Raw genomic sequence first — 16,195 nt, 5'->3', positions numbered from 1 at the left:
CGAAATACCGATGGCGGGGCTTGAAATTCAAGAGGGTATCTGACCCCATTCGCCCTCTACATTTTTCCCTTGCGCCACTTACAATTGATTGGCAACATTAGATCACTAAAAAAGAAAAATATTCACTACAATTAAAATTGAGAGCTGCTCGACATGTCGGTCGATGATAAGAAAAAACCGAATATCCCCCAGCCTCAACCGATAAAGCGCGGACCTAGCCGCCCAACACCGAACAAACAAGATCCTTCACGGAGGCCTCCCAGCCCTCGTAAGCCATCCCACTAAGAATAGCAACAAAAGGCGTCCCGCTCGCCAGCAACCGCAAGTTGTTTAAACTTCTAGTTCGAGACGAATTAACCTGCTGAGCTTCTTCTATACGAGCTTGGAGGTTGTCTAGCTCAGCCCAACGTATACTAGATAACTCATAGCCCACAGCGTTTAAATTTTTAGGCTCGTTCGCAGGCGCAGGAAAATTCCTGACCTTAAGGCAAAGCTGCACGACCGCTGCAGATAGCGCAAAGAGGTATACACTCACACAGATCGCTGAGAAGGAGATATGCCCAAGCGGCAAGTTTTGTTTTGCGGCAAAGCCTAAAGCTGCTCCGGCACCGGCTAGTAAAACTGTTACCGTGGTGACGGACTCTCGTTGCAGTATGGCCGAAGTCTCAAGATGAGCGGTAAAATTTTTTTCGCCCGCGTCTTCTATATATCGAAGCTTTTCCTCGTCGCCCACCATCACCCCTAAGCTGCTAGATCAGATTTCTCTGGACTAAACGCCGATAATGCTCTCCGAGCGCAGTCAGCTTACATCCCGTCGACCCCATAGCGGCGTGATACATGTGGGGAGCGTCTACCGGCACCACTAGATTTACTCGATTGTATTTTTGCAGAATCGCGAAAATCTCAGTTTTATCAGCATCAGGGGCATCACTTTCAGGCTCATAACCGGGGTCTAAAGCGAACTCGTGCCCCGGAGATGGGAAAAGCTCAGTGATACGCTGGAGAACTTGTAAATCAATTGGCGGCTGGGTGTGCCGCATCGAGACAAACGACTTAACGTTAGTCTTAAAAACAGGGCGCTGCTCCCATGGACCGAGCGACTGATCTATGTGCGCATAAACGCTTCCTGGGGTGACATCCCCTAAAAGGTTAGCTCCAGCGCCGCCTAAAGCATCTACCAATAGATTCGTAAACACACCTCCGTTACGATCTTCGGTTGCATATTGGTCTTTAGTGGACGCCGTTAATACGGTCAAGCCATCGGTTAGCTCGGAAATTCCGGATTCAGTCGAGCGATCGCAAACTACTCCGGAATGGCAGCTGTCCAAAATTATTATTTTATTCTGAGTCTTAGACCGATTAGCAAACGTCAGAATATCGTTTAATGCTAGGCCGTCGTCGCCATTATCGCACTCGCTAGTAACGAGATATCCACCAGTAGAATCAACTAACCCATGCCCAGCAAAATACAATAAAGCGATCTCATTTTCGCCCTCGAAAAGCTCTTGCACTTCTTCTTTTAGCGTGCCACGGGTGAGCTTAGAATTCTCAGCGTTGGCAGCAATCGTTTTTACGCTAAAGTTAACGGTACCGTCTGCATGCCGATCCAATACGCTAGCGACAGAGTATGCGTCATTGACACAACCATGCAGGCCTTTCATTTGATCGTAGTAGTCGACCCCCACGACCAAGGCTTTTCGATATCGCATCAGGCAACCTCGCGAATCGCATCGACGATGGAACTAGTATTCCATTTAACTATTCTAGTGGCATTATCTTTAACAATTTTTGAAGTACGCTGCGATGCCCAAGGCTCAATCGCGATAATCGGTTTTTTTGTACTAAAACTCTCGTTGCAAATGATTATTTCTTTGTTAATCCACTTGCTATAACTAGAGTACACTCCCGCTAAGATTAACACTACGTTAGATAACGCCATTTTTCGAGAAATAGCGTCCGCCAGCTCGCGATCAGTGCCGCGAGTATGCACTGGATTATCTTTAGGAACTGAAAAGTTCTTGAAAGAGAAGTAAGGGGCATCTTCGAGCTTTTTTACAAGGTTGTCGTATGTATCGCTATATGCCCACGAATGGCTAATGAATAGATTATAAGACATTATTTATCCCCTCCTCCGGTCGAATACAGAATTTAAATGATTAGTCCCAGCTCAACGCCCCACCCGACTGATACTCAATCACCCGAGTCTCAAAAAAGTTCTTCTCCTTCTTGAGATCCATCATCTCGCTCATCCACGGGAACGGGTTCTCGGCCCCTGGATACAGCTCGGCGAGGCCGATCTGCGAGCAGCGGCGGTTGGCGATGAACTTCATGTACTCGTCGAACATGGCGGCGTTGAGGCCGAGCACGCCGCGGGGCATGGTGTCGTGGGCGTATTCGATCTCGAGGTGCATGGCTTCGTCGATCATGTCGCGAACTTCGGCCTGGAATTCTTCGGTCCAGAGGTTCGGGTTCTCGATCTTGATCTGGTTGATGACGTCGATGCCGAAGTTCAGGTGCATGGACTCGTCGCGCATGATGTATTGCATCTGCTCGGCGGTGCCGGTCATCTTGTTGCGGCGGCCGAATGACAGGTACTGCACGAAGCCGGCATAGAACCAGATGCCTTCGAAGATGACATAGAAGGCGATCAGGTCACGCAGGAAGATCTGGTCGTTTTCGTGGGTGCCGGTCTGGAATTCCGGATCGTTCAGGCTCTGGGTGTACTGCATGGCCCAGGCGGCCTTGTTATGCACGCTGGGCAGCTCGCGGTACATGTTGAAGATCTCGCCCTCGTCGAGGTTGAGGCTTTCCACGATGTACTGGAAGGTGTGGCCGTGCACGGCTTCCTCGAAGGCCTGGCGCAGCAGGTACTGGCGGCATTCGGGGTTGGTGAGGTGCTTGTAGACGCCGAGCACGATGTTGTTGGCGACCAGTGATTCACTGGAAGCGAAGAAGCCGAAACCGCGCTTGAGGATCTGGCGCTCGTCGTCGGTTAGGGCGTCCGGATCCTGCCACATGGCGATGTCGGCGGACATGTTCACTTCCTGCGGCATCCAGTGGTTGGCGCAGGCGTTGAGGTACTTTTCCCAGGCCCAGGTGTACTTGAACGGCACGAGCTGGTTGACGTCGGCGCGGCAGTTGATGATGCGCTTGTCGTCCACCGAGACGCGGTCGCCGCCGAGCTCGACCTGTTCCAGACCGGTGACGGCCTCTTCCGGGCCGGACTGGTTGGTCTTTTCGGCCTGCTTGTTAAGCGCGTACGGGTCGGGCGAGACGCCTTCGCCGGCCGGATTCGGGTTGGCCGTGGTCGGCTTGGGCGTGCCGGGGCTGTCGTCCTGGCGCGGGGTGTCTTCGAAGTCGAGCATGGCGTTGTCCTTGTTCGCTTAAGTCTTCGCTGTTATTTGCGGCGCCGGTGATGGATCACGCGGCGGCTCTTGATCGTTTGCCGGATGGCGTTGGCCCGGCGTGGCCGGCTTGCCCCGGGTGTGGGGCAAGCTGGCTCGCCTGCGGCGGCCTCGGCGTTATCGAAGTTGGCGGAAGCGGCGTTGTCGTTGCTGTTCGACATGGCTTTTCCCTTATCGCCTATAGCCTTGCTTGGCCTACTGGCAGGCTTCGCAGTCCGGATCGTCGATGGCACAGGCCATCGGCGCGGTGGGCTGGGCCTCGGGCGCCGGCGACGGCTTGGCTGCTGCGGCACTGCTGCCGCCATTGCTGGCCGATGCACCGGCCGGGGCCGGACGGCTGCCGCCTGCGGACCCGGCAACCGAGCCGCCTGCACCGGCACCACCGCCGGAGCCCTGGCCGCCATTGCCGACCGCGTTCAGACGGTGGTCGGTAATGGTGGACTTCTCGGTATGCGTGGCGCTCATGGAACGCAGGTAATAGGTCGTCTTCAGGCCCTTGGTCCAGGCGAACTTGTAGAGCTCGTCCAGCTTACGACCGGACGGTTCGGCCATGTAGAGGTTCAGGCTCTGGGCCTGATCCAGCCACTTCTGGCGCCGCGAACCGGATTCGATCAACCAGCGGGCATCGATCTCGAAGGCGCATTTGTAGAGCACCTTGAGGTCGTCCGGAATCCGGTCGACGGCCTGCACGGAACCGTCGTAGTACTTGAGGTCATTGGCCATGACCTCGTCCCACAGATCCAGCGCCTTGAGGTCTTCGACCAGGTATGGGTTGATGACGGTGAACTCGCCCGACAGGTTCGATTTGACGTACAGGTTCTGATACGTCGGCTCGATCGACTGCGATACGCCAGTGATGTTGGCGATGGTCGCGGTCGGCGCGATGGCCATGCAGTTGGAGTTGCGCATGCCGACTTGGCCGATGCGGTTACGCAGGGCTTCCCAGTCCAGGGTCTGCGTCTCGTCCTGATCCAGATATTCCGCGCCGCGGTTCTCGCGCAGGATCTTGATCGAGTCGATCGGCAGGATGCCCTGGTCCCACAGGCTGCCCTTGAAGGAGCTGTAGGCGCCGCGCTCTTCCGACAGGTTGGTCGAGGCCTTGATGGCGAAATAGCTGATCTGCTCCATGGAGTGATCGGCAAACTGGACGGCTTCGGAGGATTCGTACGGCAGCTTGAGCTTGTAGAGCGCGTCCTGGAAGCCCATCAGGCCCAGGCCGACCGGGCGGTGACGCAGGTTGGAGTCACGCGCGGTCTTGACGCTGTAGTAGTTGTACTCGATGACGTTGTCGAGCATGCGCATGGCGGTGTTGATCGTGCCTTCCAGCTTGGCCACGTTCAGCTCGCCGCCCTCGATGTGCTGCGGCAGGTTCACCGAACCCAGGTTGCAGACCGCGATTTCCTTGCCCGGCGAGGTGTTGAGCGTGATCTCGGTGCACAGGTTGGACGAGTGCACCACGCCCTTGTGCTGCTGCGGGCTGCGCAGGTTGCACGGATCCTTGAAGGTGAACCAGGGGTGGCCCGTTTCGAACAGCAGGCTGAGCATCTTGCGCCACAGGTTCACGGCCGAGAGCGTCTTGTAGTTCTTGATCTCGCCGCGGGCGGCCTTGGCTTCGTAGCCGGCATAGGCTTCTTCGAAGGCCTTGCCGGTGAGATCGTGCAGGTCCGGCACGTCGTTGGGCGAGAACAGCGTCCACGGTTCATCGTTCAGAACACGTTTGACGAACAGATCCGGGATCCAGTTCGCGGTGTTCATGTCGTGACAGCGACGACGGTCGTCGCCGGTGTTCTTGCGCAGGTCGAGGAATTCCTCGATGTCCTTGTGCCAGGTTTCCAGATAGGCGCAGACCGCGCCCTTGCGCTTGCCGCCCTGGTTCACGGCCACGGCCGTGTCGTTGACCACCTTGAGGAACGGCACGACGCCCTGCGACTTGCCGTTGGTGCCCTTGATATGGGCGCCCATGGCGCGGACGTTGGTCCAGTCGTTGCCCAGGCCGCCGGCAAACTTGGACAGCATGGCGTTGTCCTGCACCGCACCGTAGATGCCGTGCAGGTCGTCGGACACGCTGGTGAGATAGCAGCTCGACAACTGCGGGCGCAGGGTGCCGGAGTTGAACAGCGTCGGCGTGCTGCTCATGAAGTCGAACGAGCTCAGCAGCTTGTAGAACTCGATGGCGCGCTCTTCGCGCTCAATCTCGTTGATCGCCAGGCCCATCGCCACGCGCATGTAGAACGCCTGCGGCAGTTCGAAGCGCTTGGATTCGTGATGGATGAAGTAGCGGTCGTAGAGCGTCTGCAGGCCCAGATAGGTGAACTGCAGGTCACGATCGGCGATCAGTGCCTGGCCGAGTTTGTCGAGGTCGTACTCGAGCAGCTCGGGATCCAGCAGTTCATGCTCCACGCCCGTGGCGACGAAGTCCTTGAAATACTGCGGATAGCGCTCGCGCATTTCGGCGTGCGTGGCATATTCCACGGCGCCGTCGGCGAGGAAAGTCAGGCCTTCGTGACGGATCTTGTCCATCAGCAGGCGCGCGGCAACCGTGCCGTAATTGGGCTCGGCTTCCAGGCGCTGGCGTGCGGACAGCACGAGGGCGGTGGAGAGTTCGTCTTCCGAGATGCCGTCAAACGCGTTCTTGAGCGTGTCCTTGAGAACCTGCTCGGCGGAGACGCCGTCGACGCCGGCACAGGCTTCGTCGATCACACGGCCAAGGCGGTCGCGGTCCAGCGTGCGCGTGGTGCCGTCCTTGAAGGCGACATTGATGTCGGCATTCTCGGCGGCTTCTGCGCCGGTCGGGCCCTTCTCGGCCTGCTTGGCAGCACGCTCGTGGGCACGCTCTTCGCGATAGAGCACATAGGAGCGGGCGACCTTGTGCTCGCCGCTGCGCATGAGCGCGAGCTCGACGTAGTCCTGGATATCCTCGATATGCACCGCGCCGCCGCCCGGCAGGCTGCGGGTCACGCCCTGCACGACCTGCTGGGTGATGTCCTTGACGGTCTGGCGGATACGGCTGGAGGCCGCGCCCTGCTGGCCTTCCACGTCGATGAAGGCCTTGGTGACAGCCAGCTCGATCTTGGAGGCATCGAACGGCGTGACCTTGCCGTTACGACGAATGACCTTGTGGCCGCCGGGCGCGGTCGCTTCGATGCTCGCACCGTAAACGTCCTCGGATGGCTGCTGGCCGCGCGATTGCGCGCGCTCGGAAACCTGTGTCTGCTCCATGGCAATGCCTCGCATGAGCGGCCCGTCGGGAGAAAGACGCACCGATTGAAAATCTGGACTCGCGACGACGCATCCGTGGGGACAACGCCGTTGCAGACGAACTCTACCCCACTAGATGCTGTGGTCAAGCACTCGTTTTCAGCACTACAAAGACTATATGTTGTGGTTTCCCGGTTAACAAGAGGTGCACAACACTGTGGATAAACCAGGGTACAAAAAGCGCGAATCCGCATCCCGCAAGGCTTAGCCGCCCTGATCATCGCGTCGCCATCCCGGGTAATAATTCGACAGTGACCGCACAAGGCCCCGTGACGGCATCACGACGCGCAAAAATCGAATCAGTCCCGCGCTGAATAAATTACCTGTTTAACAACAGCTGCTTGCATGCCCGTCAGAGATACAGTGAAACGACGATTATTTTTTTCATCGCTCACGCGCATCTTGATAGTGCGATACCGGCCTATCTGCCTGGCGGCCGTCATCTTCCCGGGTGACAATAGGGGTATGGAAATCATCGTAATCCGCCACGGCATCGCGCTGGATGGCGACAAGGCACGCGACATGGGGTTGTCCGACGGCGAGCGGCCGCTCACGCCCGAAGGCATGCGGCGCACACGCGCAGCAGCGGCCGGGCTGCGGGCCACGCTCGCGGATCTGGCCATCGACGACATCGTCACCAGTCCGCTGCTGCGCGCCACGCAGACCGCCGAAATCCTGGCCGGCTATCTGGACGACCCGACCATCGAGGAATCCGACGCGCTCGCGCCGCCGGTCGATATGGAAGCGCTGGACGCATTCCTGCACTCGCATTTCGGCGACCGGCGGCTGCTGCTCGTTGGCCACGAACCGGATCTGGCGACCTGGGTGTCCTGGAGCCTGACCCGCCGGCGTGATCGGCTACTGGCGTTCAAGAAAGCCGGCGCCGCCCTGCTCGAATTTCCCGGCCCGCCGGAAGGCGGCACCGGCACCCTGCGCTGGCTGCTCGCCGCCCGCCAGCTGCGCGCACTGGGCTGATCGCCGTTCGCGTGCATTGATGTTCGACTGGCTGATTGTCGGCGGCGGCCTGCACGGCAGTTTCGTCGCCGAAGCGATTCGCCGTGCGGCACCGCGGTCCACGCTCGCCGTGCTGGACGACCAAGGCCCGCTCGATGCCTGGCAACGCCGCGCGGCCGCTTGCCGGATGACCTATCTACGCTCGTCCAACGCCCACCATCTGGGCCCGCGTGCCGATGACTTGCGTCGATTCGCGGCGGAAAAGGATTTCGACGCCGCCCACGAACTCGGCTACTACCGGCGCCCATCACGCGCGTTGTTTGAAGCCCATGCCGCACGGGCGTTAACCGGCATTGAAAGAATCCTCGATCGCGCGGAGAAGATCGAACGCACCGCCAGCGGGTGGCGGGCCATTACTGTCGGCGGCGCGCGCCACGACACCAAACGGTTGGTATTGGCGCTTGGCCCTAACGCGCCCTACCGGCCGGCCTGGGCCGCGGGCTGCGAACACGTCTACGACAAGGACTTCGACGCGGCAGCCGACCCGGCTGCACGCACTGCCGTGGTCGGCGGCGGCATCACCGGCGCACAACTGGCTTTGCGGCTACAGGCGCAGGACCAACGCGTGTGCTGGGTCACAAGAGACACGCCCAAACGCGCCGATTTCGATAGCGACCCCTGCTATGCCGGCCCGCGTTGCCTCGCGCCATTCGAACGCACGCTGATCGAGCAGCGCAGCGCCCTGCTCTGCGCCGCTCGACAACCCGGCACGCTGCCGCCCGACGTCTTTGCACGCATTACCGCCGCGTTGGCCGCCGGCGATATCGCCTGGCGCCGCGGCACGGTAGAAACCTGCGAACAAAACGGGCTGGGCTTTTCCGACGGCACCCGTCTCGCAGCCGATCGCATAATCCTCGCCACCGGCTTCGACCACCGGCCAGCGCGCGGCAGCCTGCTGCATCGTTGCATCCAGGAATACGACCTACGCTGCGACGAGGACGGCCACATATTCATGAACCCATCGCTGGAAGCAGCGCCGGGGCTACACCTGCTCGGCCGCCCGGCCAGCCTGCAACTCGGGCCGATGGCCGGCAATATCAAGGGCGCGCGGCTGGCGGGAGTACGGCTTGGCGATTTGGCGCGTGCGTCGGATCGCGCCGCCTGATTCGTTTAGTTGCCCGAAGCCTGGATCCAGCTCTCGATACGCAGCTCAGGGACTCGCTCGAATTCTCTGACGTTGTTCGTTACCAGCACGAGGCCCGGGGCACGCGCGGGCACAACGTCACGTCTGGTCGATTTTTACGCCCGTCGCTATATGGCGCATCGTGGACTAACGCGAACTGCGCTAGTCCATCAGTGGCGGCGCGTCCTTGAGATAGTCGCGGCGCTTGTTGGTGGCGTCGCCGGTGAGCGCGAAGCCGAGCAGCTCGCCGTCTTCATTCACGAAGCGGGCTTCCAGGTTGGCGCCGTCGCCCTCGACCTGCCACTCGCCGTGCTTGTCGACCGGCGGGTAGACGATCACCGGGCAGACATGGGTCTTCACGATGATGGGCAGGGTGGGGTATTTCACCGCGCCAGCCGTATCGCCTTCGCCACCGGCCAGGGTCTTGCCGAGCGTACGGGCGCACTGCATGAGCGGGCCGACGTATGGCCGCCATTGCCCGTCGACTTCGGCACAGTCGCCGAGCGCATAGATATGCGGGTCGCTGGTGGCCAGGGTGCGGTCGACCTTGATGCCCTGATCGGTCTCGAGCCCCGCATCCTGCGCCAGGCTCACGCCGGCACGCAGGCCCACGGCCGAGAGAACGACATCGGCATAGACACTATCATCGTCGTCGAGCACGACCTGCAGTTGCTCGTTCGATTCGTGCACGGCCACCGCAGCATGGCCGAGATGCCAGTGCACGCCGGCGCGCGCCAGCTCTTTTTCGACAGCGTGGCCGCACGCTTCCGGCAGCAGCTGCGACAGCGGCCAGCCGGCCGGGTCGAACACCGAGACTTCGTAGCCCGCGCCCACCAGATCGTTGGCGAACTCGCAGCCGATCAGGCCGGCGCCGAGAATCGCAACATGCTTGGCGTCACCGAGATGGCTCCGGAAGCTGCGGTAGTCGGCCAGGTTGTTGACCTTGTGCACGGACTGGGTAGCGTCGCCGCCGAGGTTTAGCAGGATCGGATCGGCACCGAAGGCGAGCACAAGCTTGTGGTACTTGAGCGTATCGCCGTTGAGCGACAACTCGCGCGCCTCGGGGTCGATGGATTCGACCTGACGATGAGTATGGATCGTGGCGTCGAGCTCTTCGGCCATGGCGTCGACGTTTTTCTTGATCAGATCGTCGGGCGAGGCTTCCTTGGCATGCGCTTCCGAAAGGTCGGGCTTGTAGTAGCTCGCGCCATCGTCGCGCGTGATCAGGACCAGCGGCGTTTCCTTGTCGTGCTTGCGAAACTCGCGGGCGGTGCCGTAGCCGGCCAGCCCGGTACCGACGATGATGATCGGATCCATGCAATTTCCTGCGTTGAAAGCGAAACGGGCCGCGCTTACGGCCCGTCGAGTGCGGCCGTAAGTTCTAGTCGACTTCCATCATTTCAAAGTCATCCTTGGGGGCGCCGCAGTCGGGGCAGGTCCAGTCTTCGGGGATGTCTTCCCACTTGGTGCCCGGCTTGATGTCCTCGTCCGGCATGCCTTCGGCTTCGTCATATTCGAAACCGCAGACGATGCATTGCCACTTCTTCATTTAACGTCCCTTGACTCGTTGCGCGTTACTCGAAAAACGGGCGCTGTCGTAACAGCGCCCAGTCGGTGGAGCCCAAGGCTACCAAAACCGCCTTGTCACGGCGATCTGCAACCTCTTCCGTAGCATTACGCCGCGGCGTTCTCGCGAGTTGCGGACGGCGTGTAGTTCTTCAGCAGTCGTTGACGCGCCGACGGCTGCAGATTGGCCTGGCGCAGATCGCCGTCATAATGAGCCACAACACGCTTGTCCATGACCCGATACCAGAGCGGCGGGAAATAGGCGAGCACAATCATGCCCGCATAGCCGGTCGGCAGTTCCGGTGCTTCGTCGAAGTGACGCAGCGACTGGTAACGACGGGTCGGATGCGCGTGATGATCGGAATGGCGCTGCAGGTGGAACAGCATGATGTTGGTCACGATGTGATCGTTGTTCCAGGAATGCTCCGGCTGACAACGCTCGTAGCGGCCGTCTTCACGCTTTTTGCGCAGCAGGCCGTAGTGCTCGGCGTAGTTGACCGCTTCCAGCAGCGAGGCACCCAGCACCGCCTGAATGACCAGAAACGGCAGCAGTTCGATGCCGAACGCGAACATCAGCGCGCCCCACAGTACGACCGTCATGCCCCAGGCCTGCAGTACTTCGTTATGCACGCTCCAGACGCTGCGGCCCTTACGGGCAAGCGTGGCCTTCTCGATCTCCCACGCCGAGCGCAGGCTGCCCATCACGGTGCGCGGCAGAAACGCCCAGAAGGATTCGCCCATGCGCGCGCTGGCCGGGTCTTCCGGCGTGGCCACCTTGGAATGATGGCCGCGGTTGTGCTCGACATAGAAATGGCCGTAGGCGACCGGTGCGAGCGCGATCTTGGCCAGCCAGCCTTCCAGCCAGGTGCGTTTATGCCCCAGCTCGTGCGCGGTATTGATGGAAATACCCGAGAGCATGCCGATCGTGGTCACGAAGCCCAGCCACTGCCAGGCCGTCAGATCCTGGGTGCCGGCGATGGCGCAGGCGCCGATGAACAGACCCATCTGCACCACCACATAGATATAGGTGGAGTAGCGATAGAACGGGTCGTGCTCGAGGATTTGCATCACCCGCTCAGGCGGATTGCTGCTGTCCTTGCCGATGAAGAAATCGAGCAGCGGCACGATCACGTAGACCATGAGCGGGCCCGCGAAGATCAACGGCGTAATGCCGGTATACCAGCCCGTTAGCGCGGTGACGGCAACGATGATGATGATGCCGAAGCCCATCGGCCACAGCCAGCGTTTGCGGTCGTGGGCCCTTGCTTCGGCCATGGTCATAGTACTCATCTACATACTCCTCAATCCGGATCGACGCGGAACGCGTAATTGCCCGGCGGGTTGTTGTCTTTTACATTGCGCGCTGTAAGCGTAGCCATTAACCGACCGGTCAGTCAACTCGCTGTGCTAACGTCGCGACAAATTCATGGTTGTTCAACTGATTCAATGGCGAGACCGGCGGACGTCAATCCCGGCGAGACACGCAAACGCATCCACGAAGCCGCATTCCGCCTGTTCGGGCGCTTCGGTTACGACGGCGTCTCCATGACCCGCGTGGCGACCGAATCCGGGGTGACCAAGGCCGCCCTGTACTGGCATTTCGAGAGCAAGGAAACGCTCTATGTGGATGCCATGCGACAGCTCGTCAGCGTTTTCGAGACCCATGTCTTCGAAGCGGTCGCGCGCGAGGACGACCCGGTCGAACGCATCTTTGCGATGTTCTCGGGGCTGGAACAACTAGTAGAAGACCCGCGTCTGGCCGAGGGCATTGCCGGCTTCTGGCTCAAGCCGAGCACGGCGGATGTGGCCCATGCCACCGCCGTTCAGGACGATTTCGAGGCCGGCGCGGCGGAGGCCATCGAGACCCTGCTCGACAACGCGCGCGATACCGGCGCCCTTGGCGTGGAAGGCTCGACGCATGACATGGCGCGGGCGTTCATCGCTCTCATGGAAGCGATAGTCCTGCCGCTGGGCCATCGCAGCGCCCGCGATCATCGTCGCCTGGTGCGGGTGCTCGCCCATATCTTCTTCCAGGCGCACGCCCGGGCACCCGAGCTGGCAGCCCGCGCCGCGCGTAGCCTGGAAAGCTGAGCACAGGCCCGGAACCCGCAAACCAGAACCGAAGAACTAGACTAAGCTCACTACGGCCGACCGATCATACCGACAAGAATCGGCCGAGCAGGAGGAACCCGATGAGCACCGCCGTTCAAGATATCGCCCCCCAGCAGGAAGCCGATACCGGCCGTACAGAGCGCCTGTTCGAAGCCCAGCGCGGTCGCGCCCTGGCCTTGCGCACATCCAGCGCCGCAGACCGTATCGACAAGATCAAGCGCCTGCGCCAGGCGATGTTCGATCGCACGGATCAGATCTACGCTGCCTGCCACGCGGACTTTGCCAAGCCCGCGCCGGAAGTCGACATCACCGAAATCCTGCCGGTGGTGATGGAGGCGAACCACGCCATCCGTCATCTCAAGGGCTGGATGAAGCCGGAGCGCAAGCGCCCGACGCTGCTCATGTTCGGCACCTCCGCCGAGGTGCGCTACGAGCCGCGCGGCGTGTGTCTGATCATCTCGCCCTGGAACTACCCGATCAATCTGTCGCTGGGCCCGCTGGTCTCGGCGATCGCGGCTGGCAACACCGTGATCCTCAAGCCATCGGAGATGACGCCGCACTGCGCGCAGCTGATGGCCGAGATCGTCGACGAGGTCTTCGACGAAAACGAAGTCAGCGTCGTGCAGGGTGCGGTGGAAACCTCGCAGCACCTGCTGGGTCTGCCGTTCGACCATATTTTCTTCACCGGCTCGCCGGCGGTCGGCAAGATCGTCATGCGTGCGGCGGCGGAACATCTCACCTCGGTCACACTCGAGCTTGGCGGCAAGTCGCCGGTGATCGTCGACAAGACCGCAGATCTCGACAAGACCGCGCAGAATCTTGTCTGGGGCAAGTTCGCCAACAACGGCCAGACCTGTATCGCGCCGGACTATCTCTATGTCCATGCCGACGTCTCCGATGCCTTTGTCGAAGCCATGGGCAAGGCACTGACCCGGCTCTATGGCGACCAGAAGGCGATGGCGTCCAACACCGACTACTGCCGCATCGTCAATGACAAGCATCACGGCCGGGTGAAAGCGCTCATCGACGACGCCACCGAACGCGGCGCGCGCGTGTCGACCGGCGGCACGCCCGCGAACGAAGACAACTACATCGCGCCCACGATTCTCACCGACGTCGATGCCCAGTCGCGCGTGCTCGACGAAGAGATCTTCGGCCCGGTGCTGCCGATCATCCCGTTCACCGATACCGACCGCATCCTCGCCGACATCAACGCCAAGCCCAAGCCGCTGGCGCTTTACGTGTTCGCACGCGACAACGAATTCATCGACAAGGTGCTCGACAACACCAGCGCGGGCGGCACCTGCGTGAACCATTCGATGGTGCAGTTTCTGCACGCCAACCTGCCCTTCGGCGGTGTGAACAACTCCGGCATCGGCAACTCGCACGGCCACTATGGCTTCAAGGCGTTCTCACACGAACGCGCCGTGGTGCGCGAACGCTTCTCGCTGAGTTTCCTGTTCCTGCCGCCCTACAAGGGCTTCACGAAATGGTTCATCCGGTTCGCGGTCAAGTACCTGAACTAGTCACAAGAAACTTATCCGCAGGTTTCGCAGCTGGTGGCGCGGGCTGCAGATAGGCGTGGCATGAACAGGCGAACGCTCGCCTACTGAAGTGTCGCCTCGTATCTGCGCGATCTGCGGTTTGTGTCTTGTCGGAACCCGCGCCGGGCGTCGCTATCTCACCCTTGAGTTAAGCTGACGCCCGCCATTCAACCTGACCGTTCGATGCCCATGACCGCAGCGCAACGCTTCCTTTCCGCTCTCGAAACCGAGAAACCACTCCAGATTGCCGGCGCTATCAATGCCTATTCGGCGATGCTTGCCGAGCACAGCGGCTTCAAGGCGATCTATCTGTCCGGCGGCGGCGTGGCCAACTGGTCCTATGGCCTGCCCGATCTGGGCATGACGACAATGAACGACGTGCTCGAAGACGTGCGTCGTATCACCTACGCCACCGACGTACCGCTGCTGGTCGATATCGACACCGGCTGGGGCAGCGCCTTCAACATCGCGCGCACCATTCGCCAGATGGAAAACGCCGGCGTCGCCTGCGTGCATATCGAAGACCAGGTCGCGGCCAAGCGCTGTGGCCATCGCCCCGGCAAGGAAATCATCTCGAAAGACGAGATGGTCGAACGCGTCACGGCCGCGGCCGATGCGCGTGATGACATGTTGATCATGGCCCGTACCGACGCACTCGCCGTCGAAGGCCTGGATGCAGCCGTCGATCGCGCCAAGGCCTGTATCGAAGCAGGGGCCGATTTCATCTTTGCCGAGGCCATGACAGATCTGGCTATGTACAAGCGCTTCACCGATCTCGGCGTACCGGTACTCGCCAATATCACCGAGTTCGGCTCCACCGATCTGTACACCACCGAAGAACTCGCCAGCCAGGACGTGGCGATGGTGCTGTATCCGCTGTCGGCCTCCCGGGCGATGGCCAACGCCGCGCTCGACGTCTATGCCGCCATCCGCGCTGAAGGCACGCAGAAGAACGTGGTCGATCGCATGCAGACCCGTAGCGATCTCTACAAACACCTCGGCTACCACGAATACGAAGACAAGCTCGACGCGCTGTTCGGCCGCGACAAGGGCTGATCTCACCCCCGCAATACCGGAGACGTCCATGTGGAAACCCATTGCCATCATTACGGCGGTTGTCGCCGTGCTCATGGCTGCGATTATTTTCTGGCTCGCGCGTGACCCGGGCCGGGTCAACGACGGTGCAGCGTCGACGGCTATAGAGCAGCCCGCCGACAACCTGGCCACCAACGAAGCCGGCGCCGAGGCGCCGGCTTCGTCGATTGAGTCGACGGAATATGACGCCCAGGCCCAAGTCGACGCCAAGCCGAAGGGTTTCTGCGAACGCGATTTCGAGCAGGTCGAAGCCCGCGAGGCCGATGCATCCGAGTTGCAGGCCGCCGGCGGACTGGTGCATATCTTCGAACGCGAAGCCCAGCTCGAAGACCCCTACGGCTGTGCCGATTTCTATCTCGCCCACGGCCTCGACGTCGACGCCGTAGACGAGCGCGAGGACACCGAGCCGCTGACCGGCCTGTTCTACGCCATCCAGCGCAACGACCCGAAAATGCTGCGTTTCATGATCGAGCACGACGCCGATCTGGAAAAACGGGCCGGCGCCAAGGACACCCGCGCCATGGGCTATGCCTACTACCTGGCGATCAAGGACCAGCGCATCGATCGCAACAAGATCATCAGCCTTCTTGATGCCGAACTGACCCGCCAAGCCAATAGCCGCTAAAGCGCATAGAAACAACTATCCAGCAGCTTAGGCCGCTGGTCCGCCGCGACCACCCTCGATTTCGACACCGGCCGGCTTGTATTCCATTGCTGAATCGGGAACGCCCTGCCTGCCCGGTATATGCCCCACCCCGGCTCGCCTCGCCTTCGATTGGGAACGCCGAGCCTAGGCCGCGAGCCAATCGCTCTGCGTAACGCCATCGAGAGCCATGCCGACTCAAATCCCAGCGACTGACTTAGCGCTACAAGCAAGCTAGTACGCTTATCCAGGCGCGCCGAAGCGTGCGCCAACGGGCACCCGCATCTTTATCGATTCGGCGCCTGGGTCATAGATTTCTTATTGGCCGCCCGATACTTGCTTCGTCCGCTGATTCGCTGCGGCCCATAGCCCGGTGCATCCCACTACGCAGCCCGTATTGCGGGCGCTCAAGCTTTCCCGTAAAGATTTCTTTTCA

At 60.6% G+C, this 16,195-nt stretch carries 14 protein-coding genes and 1 pseudogene; 6 read left to right on the top strand and 9 right to left on the bottom strand.

Translation table 11 applies throughout. The features are described 5' to 3' along the window. Nucleotides 1–214: 214 nt before the first annotated feature. From SADO_RS16705 to SADO_RS16685, 5 genes are all read right to left on the bottom strand, one after another. The gene (locus SADO_RS16705; RefSeq protein ID WP_353113489.1) at nt 215–736 is read right to left on the bottom strand and encodes a hypothetical protein; all 522 of its coding nucleotides are present in this window, start codon (nt 734–736) and stop codon (nt 215–217) included. A 13-nt stretch (nt 737–749) separates the two neighbouring features. Further along, nucleotides 750–1,709: a caspase family protein gene (locus SADO_RS16700; protein WP_353113487.1), complete on the bottom strand. Its 960-nt coding sequence runs from the start codon at nt 1,707–1,709 to the stop codon at nt 750–752. Continuing rightward, nucleotides 1,709–2,116, bottom strand: a complete 408-nt coding sequence (locus tag SADO_RS16695; RefSeq protein ID WP_353113485.1) for a TIR domain-containing protein — start codon at nt 2,114–2,116, stop codon at nt 1,709–1,711. Before SADO_RS16695 ends, SADO_RS16700 begins: the two co-directional genes overlap by 1 nt. Before the next feature lie 40 nt (nt 2,117–2,156). Next, nucleotides 2,157–3,365: a ribonucleotide-diphosphate reductase subunit beta gene (locus SADO_RS16690; RefSeq protein WP_353113483.1), complete on the bottom strand. Its 1,209-nt coding sequence runs from the start codon at nt 3,363–3,365 to the stop codon at nt 2,157–2,159. Between the two features lie 234 nt (nt 3,366–3,599). Next, the gene (locus SADO_RS16685) at nt 3,600–6,623 is read right to left on the bottom strand and encodes a ribonucleoside-diphosphate reductase subunit alpha (RefSeq protein ID WP_353113481.1); all 3,024 of its coding nucleotides are present in this window, start codon (nt 6,621–6,623) and stop codon (nt 3,600–3,602) included. Nucleotides 6,624–7,127: 504 nt separating this feature from the next. On the opposite strand from SADO_RS16685, the gene sixA reads away from it, so the two are divergent. Together sixA and SADO_RS16675 are read left to right on the top strand one after the other, a co-directional pair. Continuing rightward, a complete protein-coding gene (gene sixA, locus SADO_RS16680; protein ID WP_353113479.1) occupies nt 7,128–7,637 on the top strand; it encodes a phosphohistidine phosphatase SixA in 510 nt (169 codons plus the stop codon). A 19-nt stretch (nt 7,638–7,656) separates the two neighbouring features. Next, nucleotides 7,657–8,781, top strand: coding sequence for an FAD/NAD(P)-binding protein (locus SADO_RS16675; RefSeq protein ID WP_353113477.1), 1,125 nt, complete (start codon nt 7,657–7,659; stop codon nt 8,779–8,781). 5 nt (nt 8,782–8,786) lie between these two features. Here SADO_RS16675 and SADO_RS16670 read toward each other — a convergent pair. The 4 genes and pseudogenes from SADO_RS16670 to SADO_RS16655 form a co-directional block, all read right to left on the bottom strand. Continuing rightward, nucleotides 8,787–8,888, bottom strand: a pseudogene (locus SADO_RS16670) (VapC toxin family PIN domain ribonuclease); the annotation flags it as partial. Between the two features lie 73 nt (nt 8,889–8,961). Beyond that, nucleotides 8,962–10,116: an NAD(P)/FAD-dependent oxidoreductase gene (locus SADO_RS16665; protein ID WP_353113475.1), complete on the bottom strand. Its 1,155-nt coding sequence runs from the start codon at nt 10,114–10,116 to the stop codon at nt 8,962–8,964. Between the two features lie 64 nt (nt 10,117–10,180). Further along, nucleotides 10,181–10,348 (bottom strand): rubredoxin, encoded by a 168-nt coding sequence (locus SADO_RS16660; protein ID WP_353113473.1) that lies wholly within the window; start codon nt 10,346–10,348, stop codon nt 10,181–10,183. Between the two features lie 125 nt (nt 10,349–10,473). Continuing rightward, entirely contained in the window at nt 10,474–11,655 is a 1,182-nt protein-coding gene (locus SADO_RS16655) for an alkane 1-monooxygenase (RefSeq protein ID WP_353113471.1), read from the bottom strand. A gap of 156 nt (nt 11,656–11,811) precedes the next feature. Between SADO_RS16655 and SADO_RS16650 the strand changes: the two genes are divergently transcribed. The 4 genes from SADO_RS16650 to SADO_RS16635 all read left to right on the top strand — a co-directional run bounded on the left by SADO_RS16650 (nt 11,812) and on the right by SADO_RS16635 (nt 15,741). After that, nucleotides 11,812–12,456 (top strand): TetR/AcrR family transcriptional regulator, encoded by a 645-nt coding sequence (locus SADO_RS16650; RefSeq protein ID WP_353113469.1) that lies wholly within the window; start codon nt 11,812–11,814, stop codon nt 12,454–12,456. A gap of 101 nt (nt 12,457–12,557) precedes the next feature. After that, nucleotides 12,558–14,003 (top strand): aldehyde dehydrogenase family protein, encoded by a 1,446-nt coding sequence (locus SADO_RS16645; RefSeq protein WP_353113467.1) that lies wholly within the window; start codon nt 12,558–12,560, stop codon nt 14,001–14,003. A gap of 207 nt (nt 14,004–14,210) precedes the next feature. Next, the gene (gene prpB / locus SADO_RS16640; RefSeq protein WP_353113465.1) at nt 14,211–15,077 is read left to right on the top strand and encodes a methylisocitrate lyase; all 867 of its coding nucleotides are present in this window, start codon (nt 14,211–14,213) and stop codon (nt 15,075–15,077) included. A gap of 28 nt (nt 15,078–15,105) precedes the next feature. Further along, complete coding sequence (locus SADO_RS16635; protein ID WP_353113463.1) at nt 15,106–15,741, top strand: hypothetical protein; 636 nt, start codon at nt 15,106–15,108, stop codon at nt 15,739–15,741. Nucleotides 15,742–16,195: the final 454 nt, after the last annotated feature.

It is taken from the genome of Salinisphaera dokdonensis CL-ES53, assembly GCF_040361215.1.
GTDB classification, from domain to species: Bacteria; Pseudomonadota; Gammaproteobacteria; order Nevskiales; family Salinisphaeraceae; genus Salinisphaera; species Salinisphaera dokdonensis.
This window is presented reverse-complemented; position numbering and strand designations above follow the sequence as displayed.

Coding starts and splice junctions, on each gene's coding strand:
- SADO_RS16635 (WP_353113463.1), top strand. CDS start 15,106: ATGTGGAAACCCATTGCCATCATTACGGCGGTTGTCGCCGTGCTCATG.
- SADO_RS16690 (WP_353113483.1), bottom strand. CDS start 3,365: ATGCTCGACTTCGAAGACACCCCGCGCCAGGACGACAGCCCCGGCACG.
- prpB (WP_353113465.1), top strand. CDS start 14,211: ATGACCGCAGCGCAACGCTTCCTTTCCGCTCTCGAAACCGAGAAACCA.
- SADO_RS16645 (WP_353113467.1), top strand. CDS start 12,558: ATGAGCACCGCCGTTCAAGATATCGCCCCCCAGCAGGAAGCCGATACC.
- SADO_RS16705 (WP_353113489.1), bottom strand. CDS start 736: ATGGTGGGCGACGAGGAAAAGCTTCGATATATAGAAGACGCGGGCGAA.
- SADO_RS16655 (WP_353113471.1), bottom strand. CDS start 11,655: ATGAGTACTATGACCATGGCCGAAGCAAGGGCCCACGACCGCAAACGC.
- SADO_RS16650 (WP_353113469.1), top strand. CDS start 11,812: ATGGCGAGACCGGCGGACGTCAATCCCGGCGAGACACGCAAACGCATC.
- SADO_RS16675 (WP_353113477.1), top strand. CDS start 7,657: ATGTTCGACTGGCTGATTGTCGGCGGCGGCCTGCACGGCAGTTTCGTC.
- SADO_RS16685 (WP_353113481.1), bottom strand. CDS start 6,623: ATGGAGCAGACACAGGTTTCCGAGCGCGCGCAATCGCGCGGCCAGCAG.
- SADO_RS16695 (WP_353113485.1), bottom strand. CDS start 2,116: ATGTCTTATAATCTATTCATTAGCCATTCGTGGGCATATAGCGATACA.
- SADO_RS16700 (WP_353113487.1), bottom strand. CDS start 1,709: ATGCGATATCGAAAAGCCTTGGTCGTGGGGGTCGACTACTACGATCAA.
- sixA (WP_353113479.1), top strand. CDS start 7,128: ATGGAAATCATCGTAATCCGCCACGGCATCGCGCTGGATGGCGACAAG.
- SADO_RS16660 (WP_353113473.1), bottom strand. CDS start 10,348: ATGAAGAAGTGGCAATGCATCGTCTGCGGTTTCGAATATGACGAAGCC.
- SADO_RS16665 (WP_353113475.1), bottom strand. CDS start 10,116: ATGGATCCGATCATCATCGTCGGTACCGGGCTGGCCGGCTACGGCACC.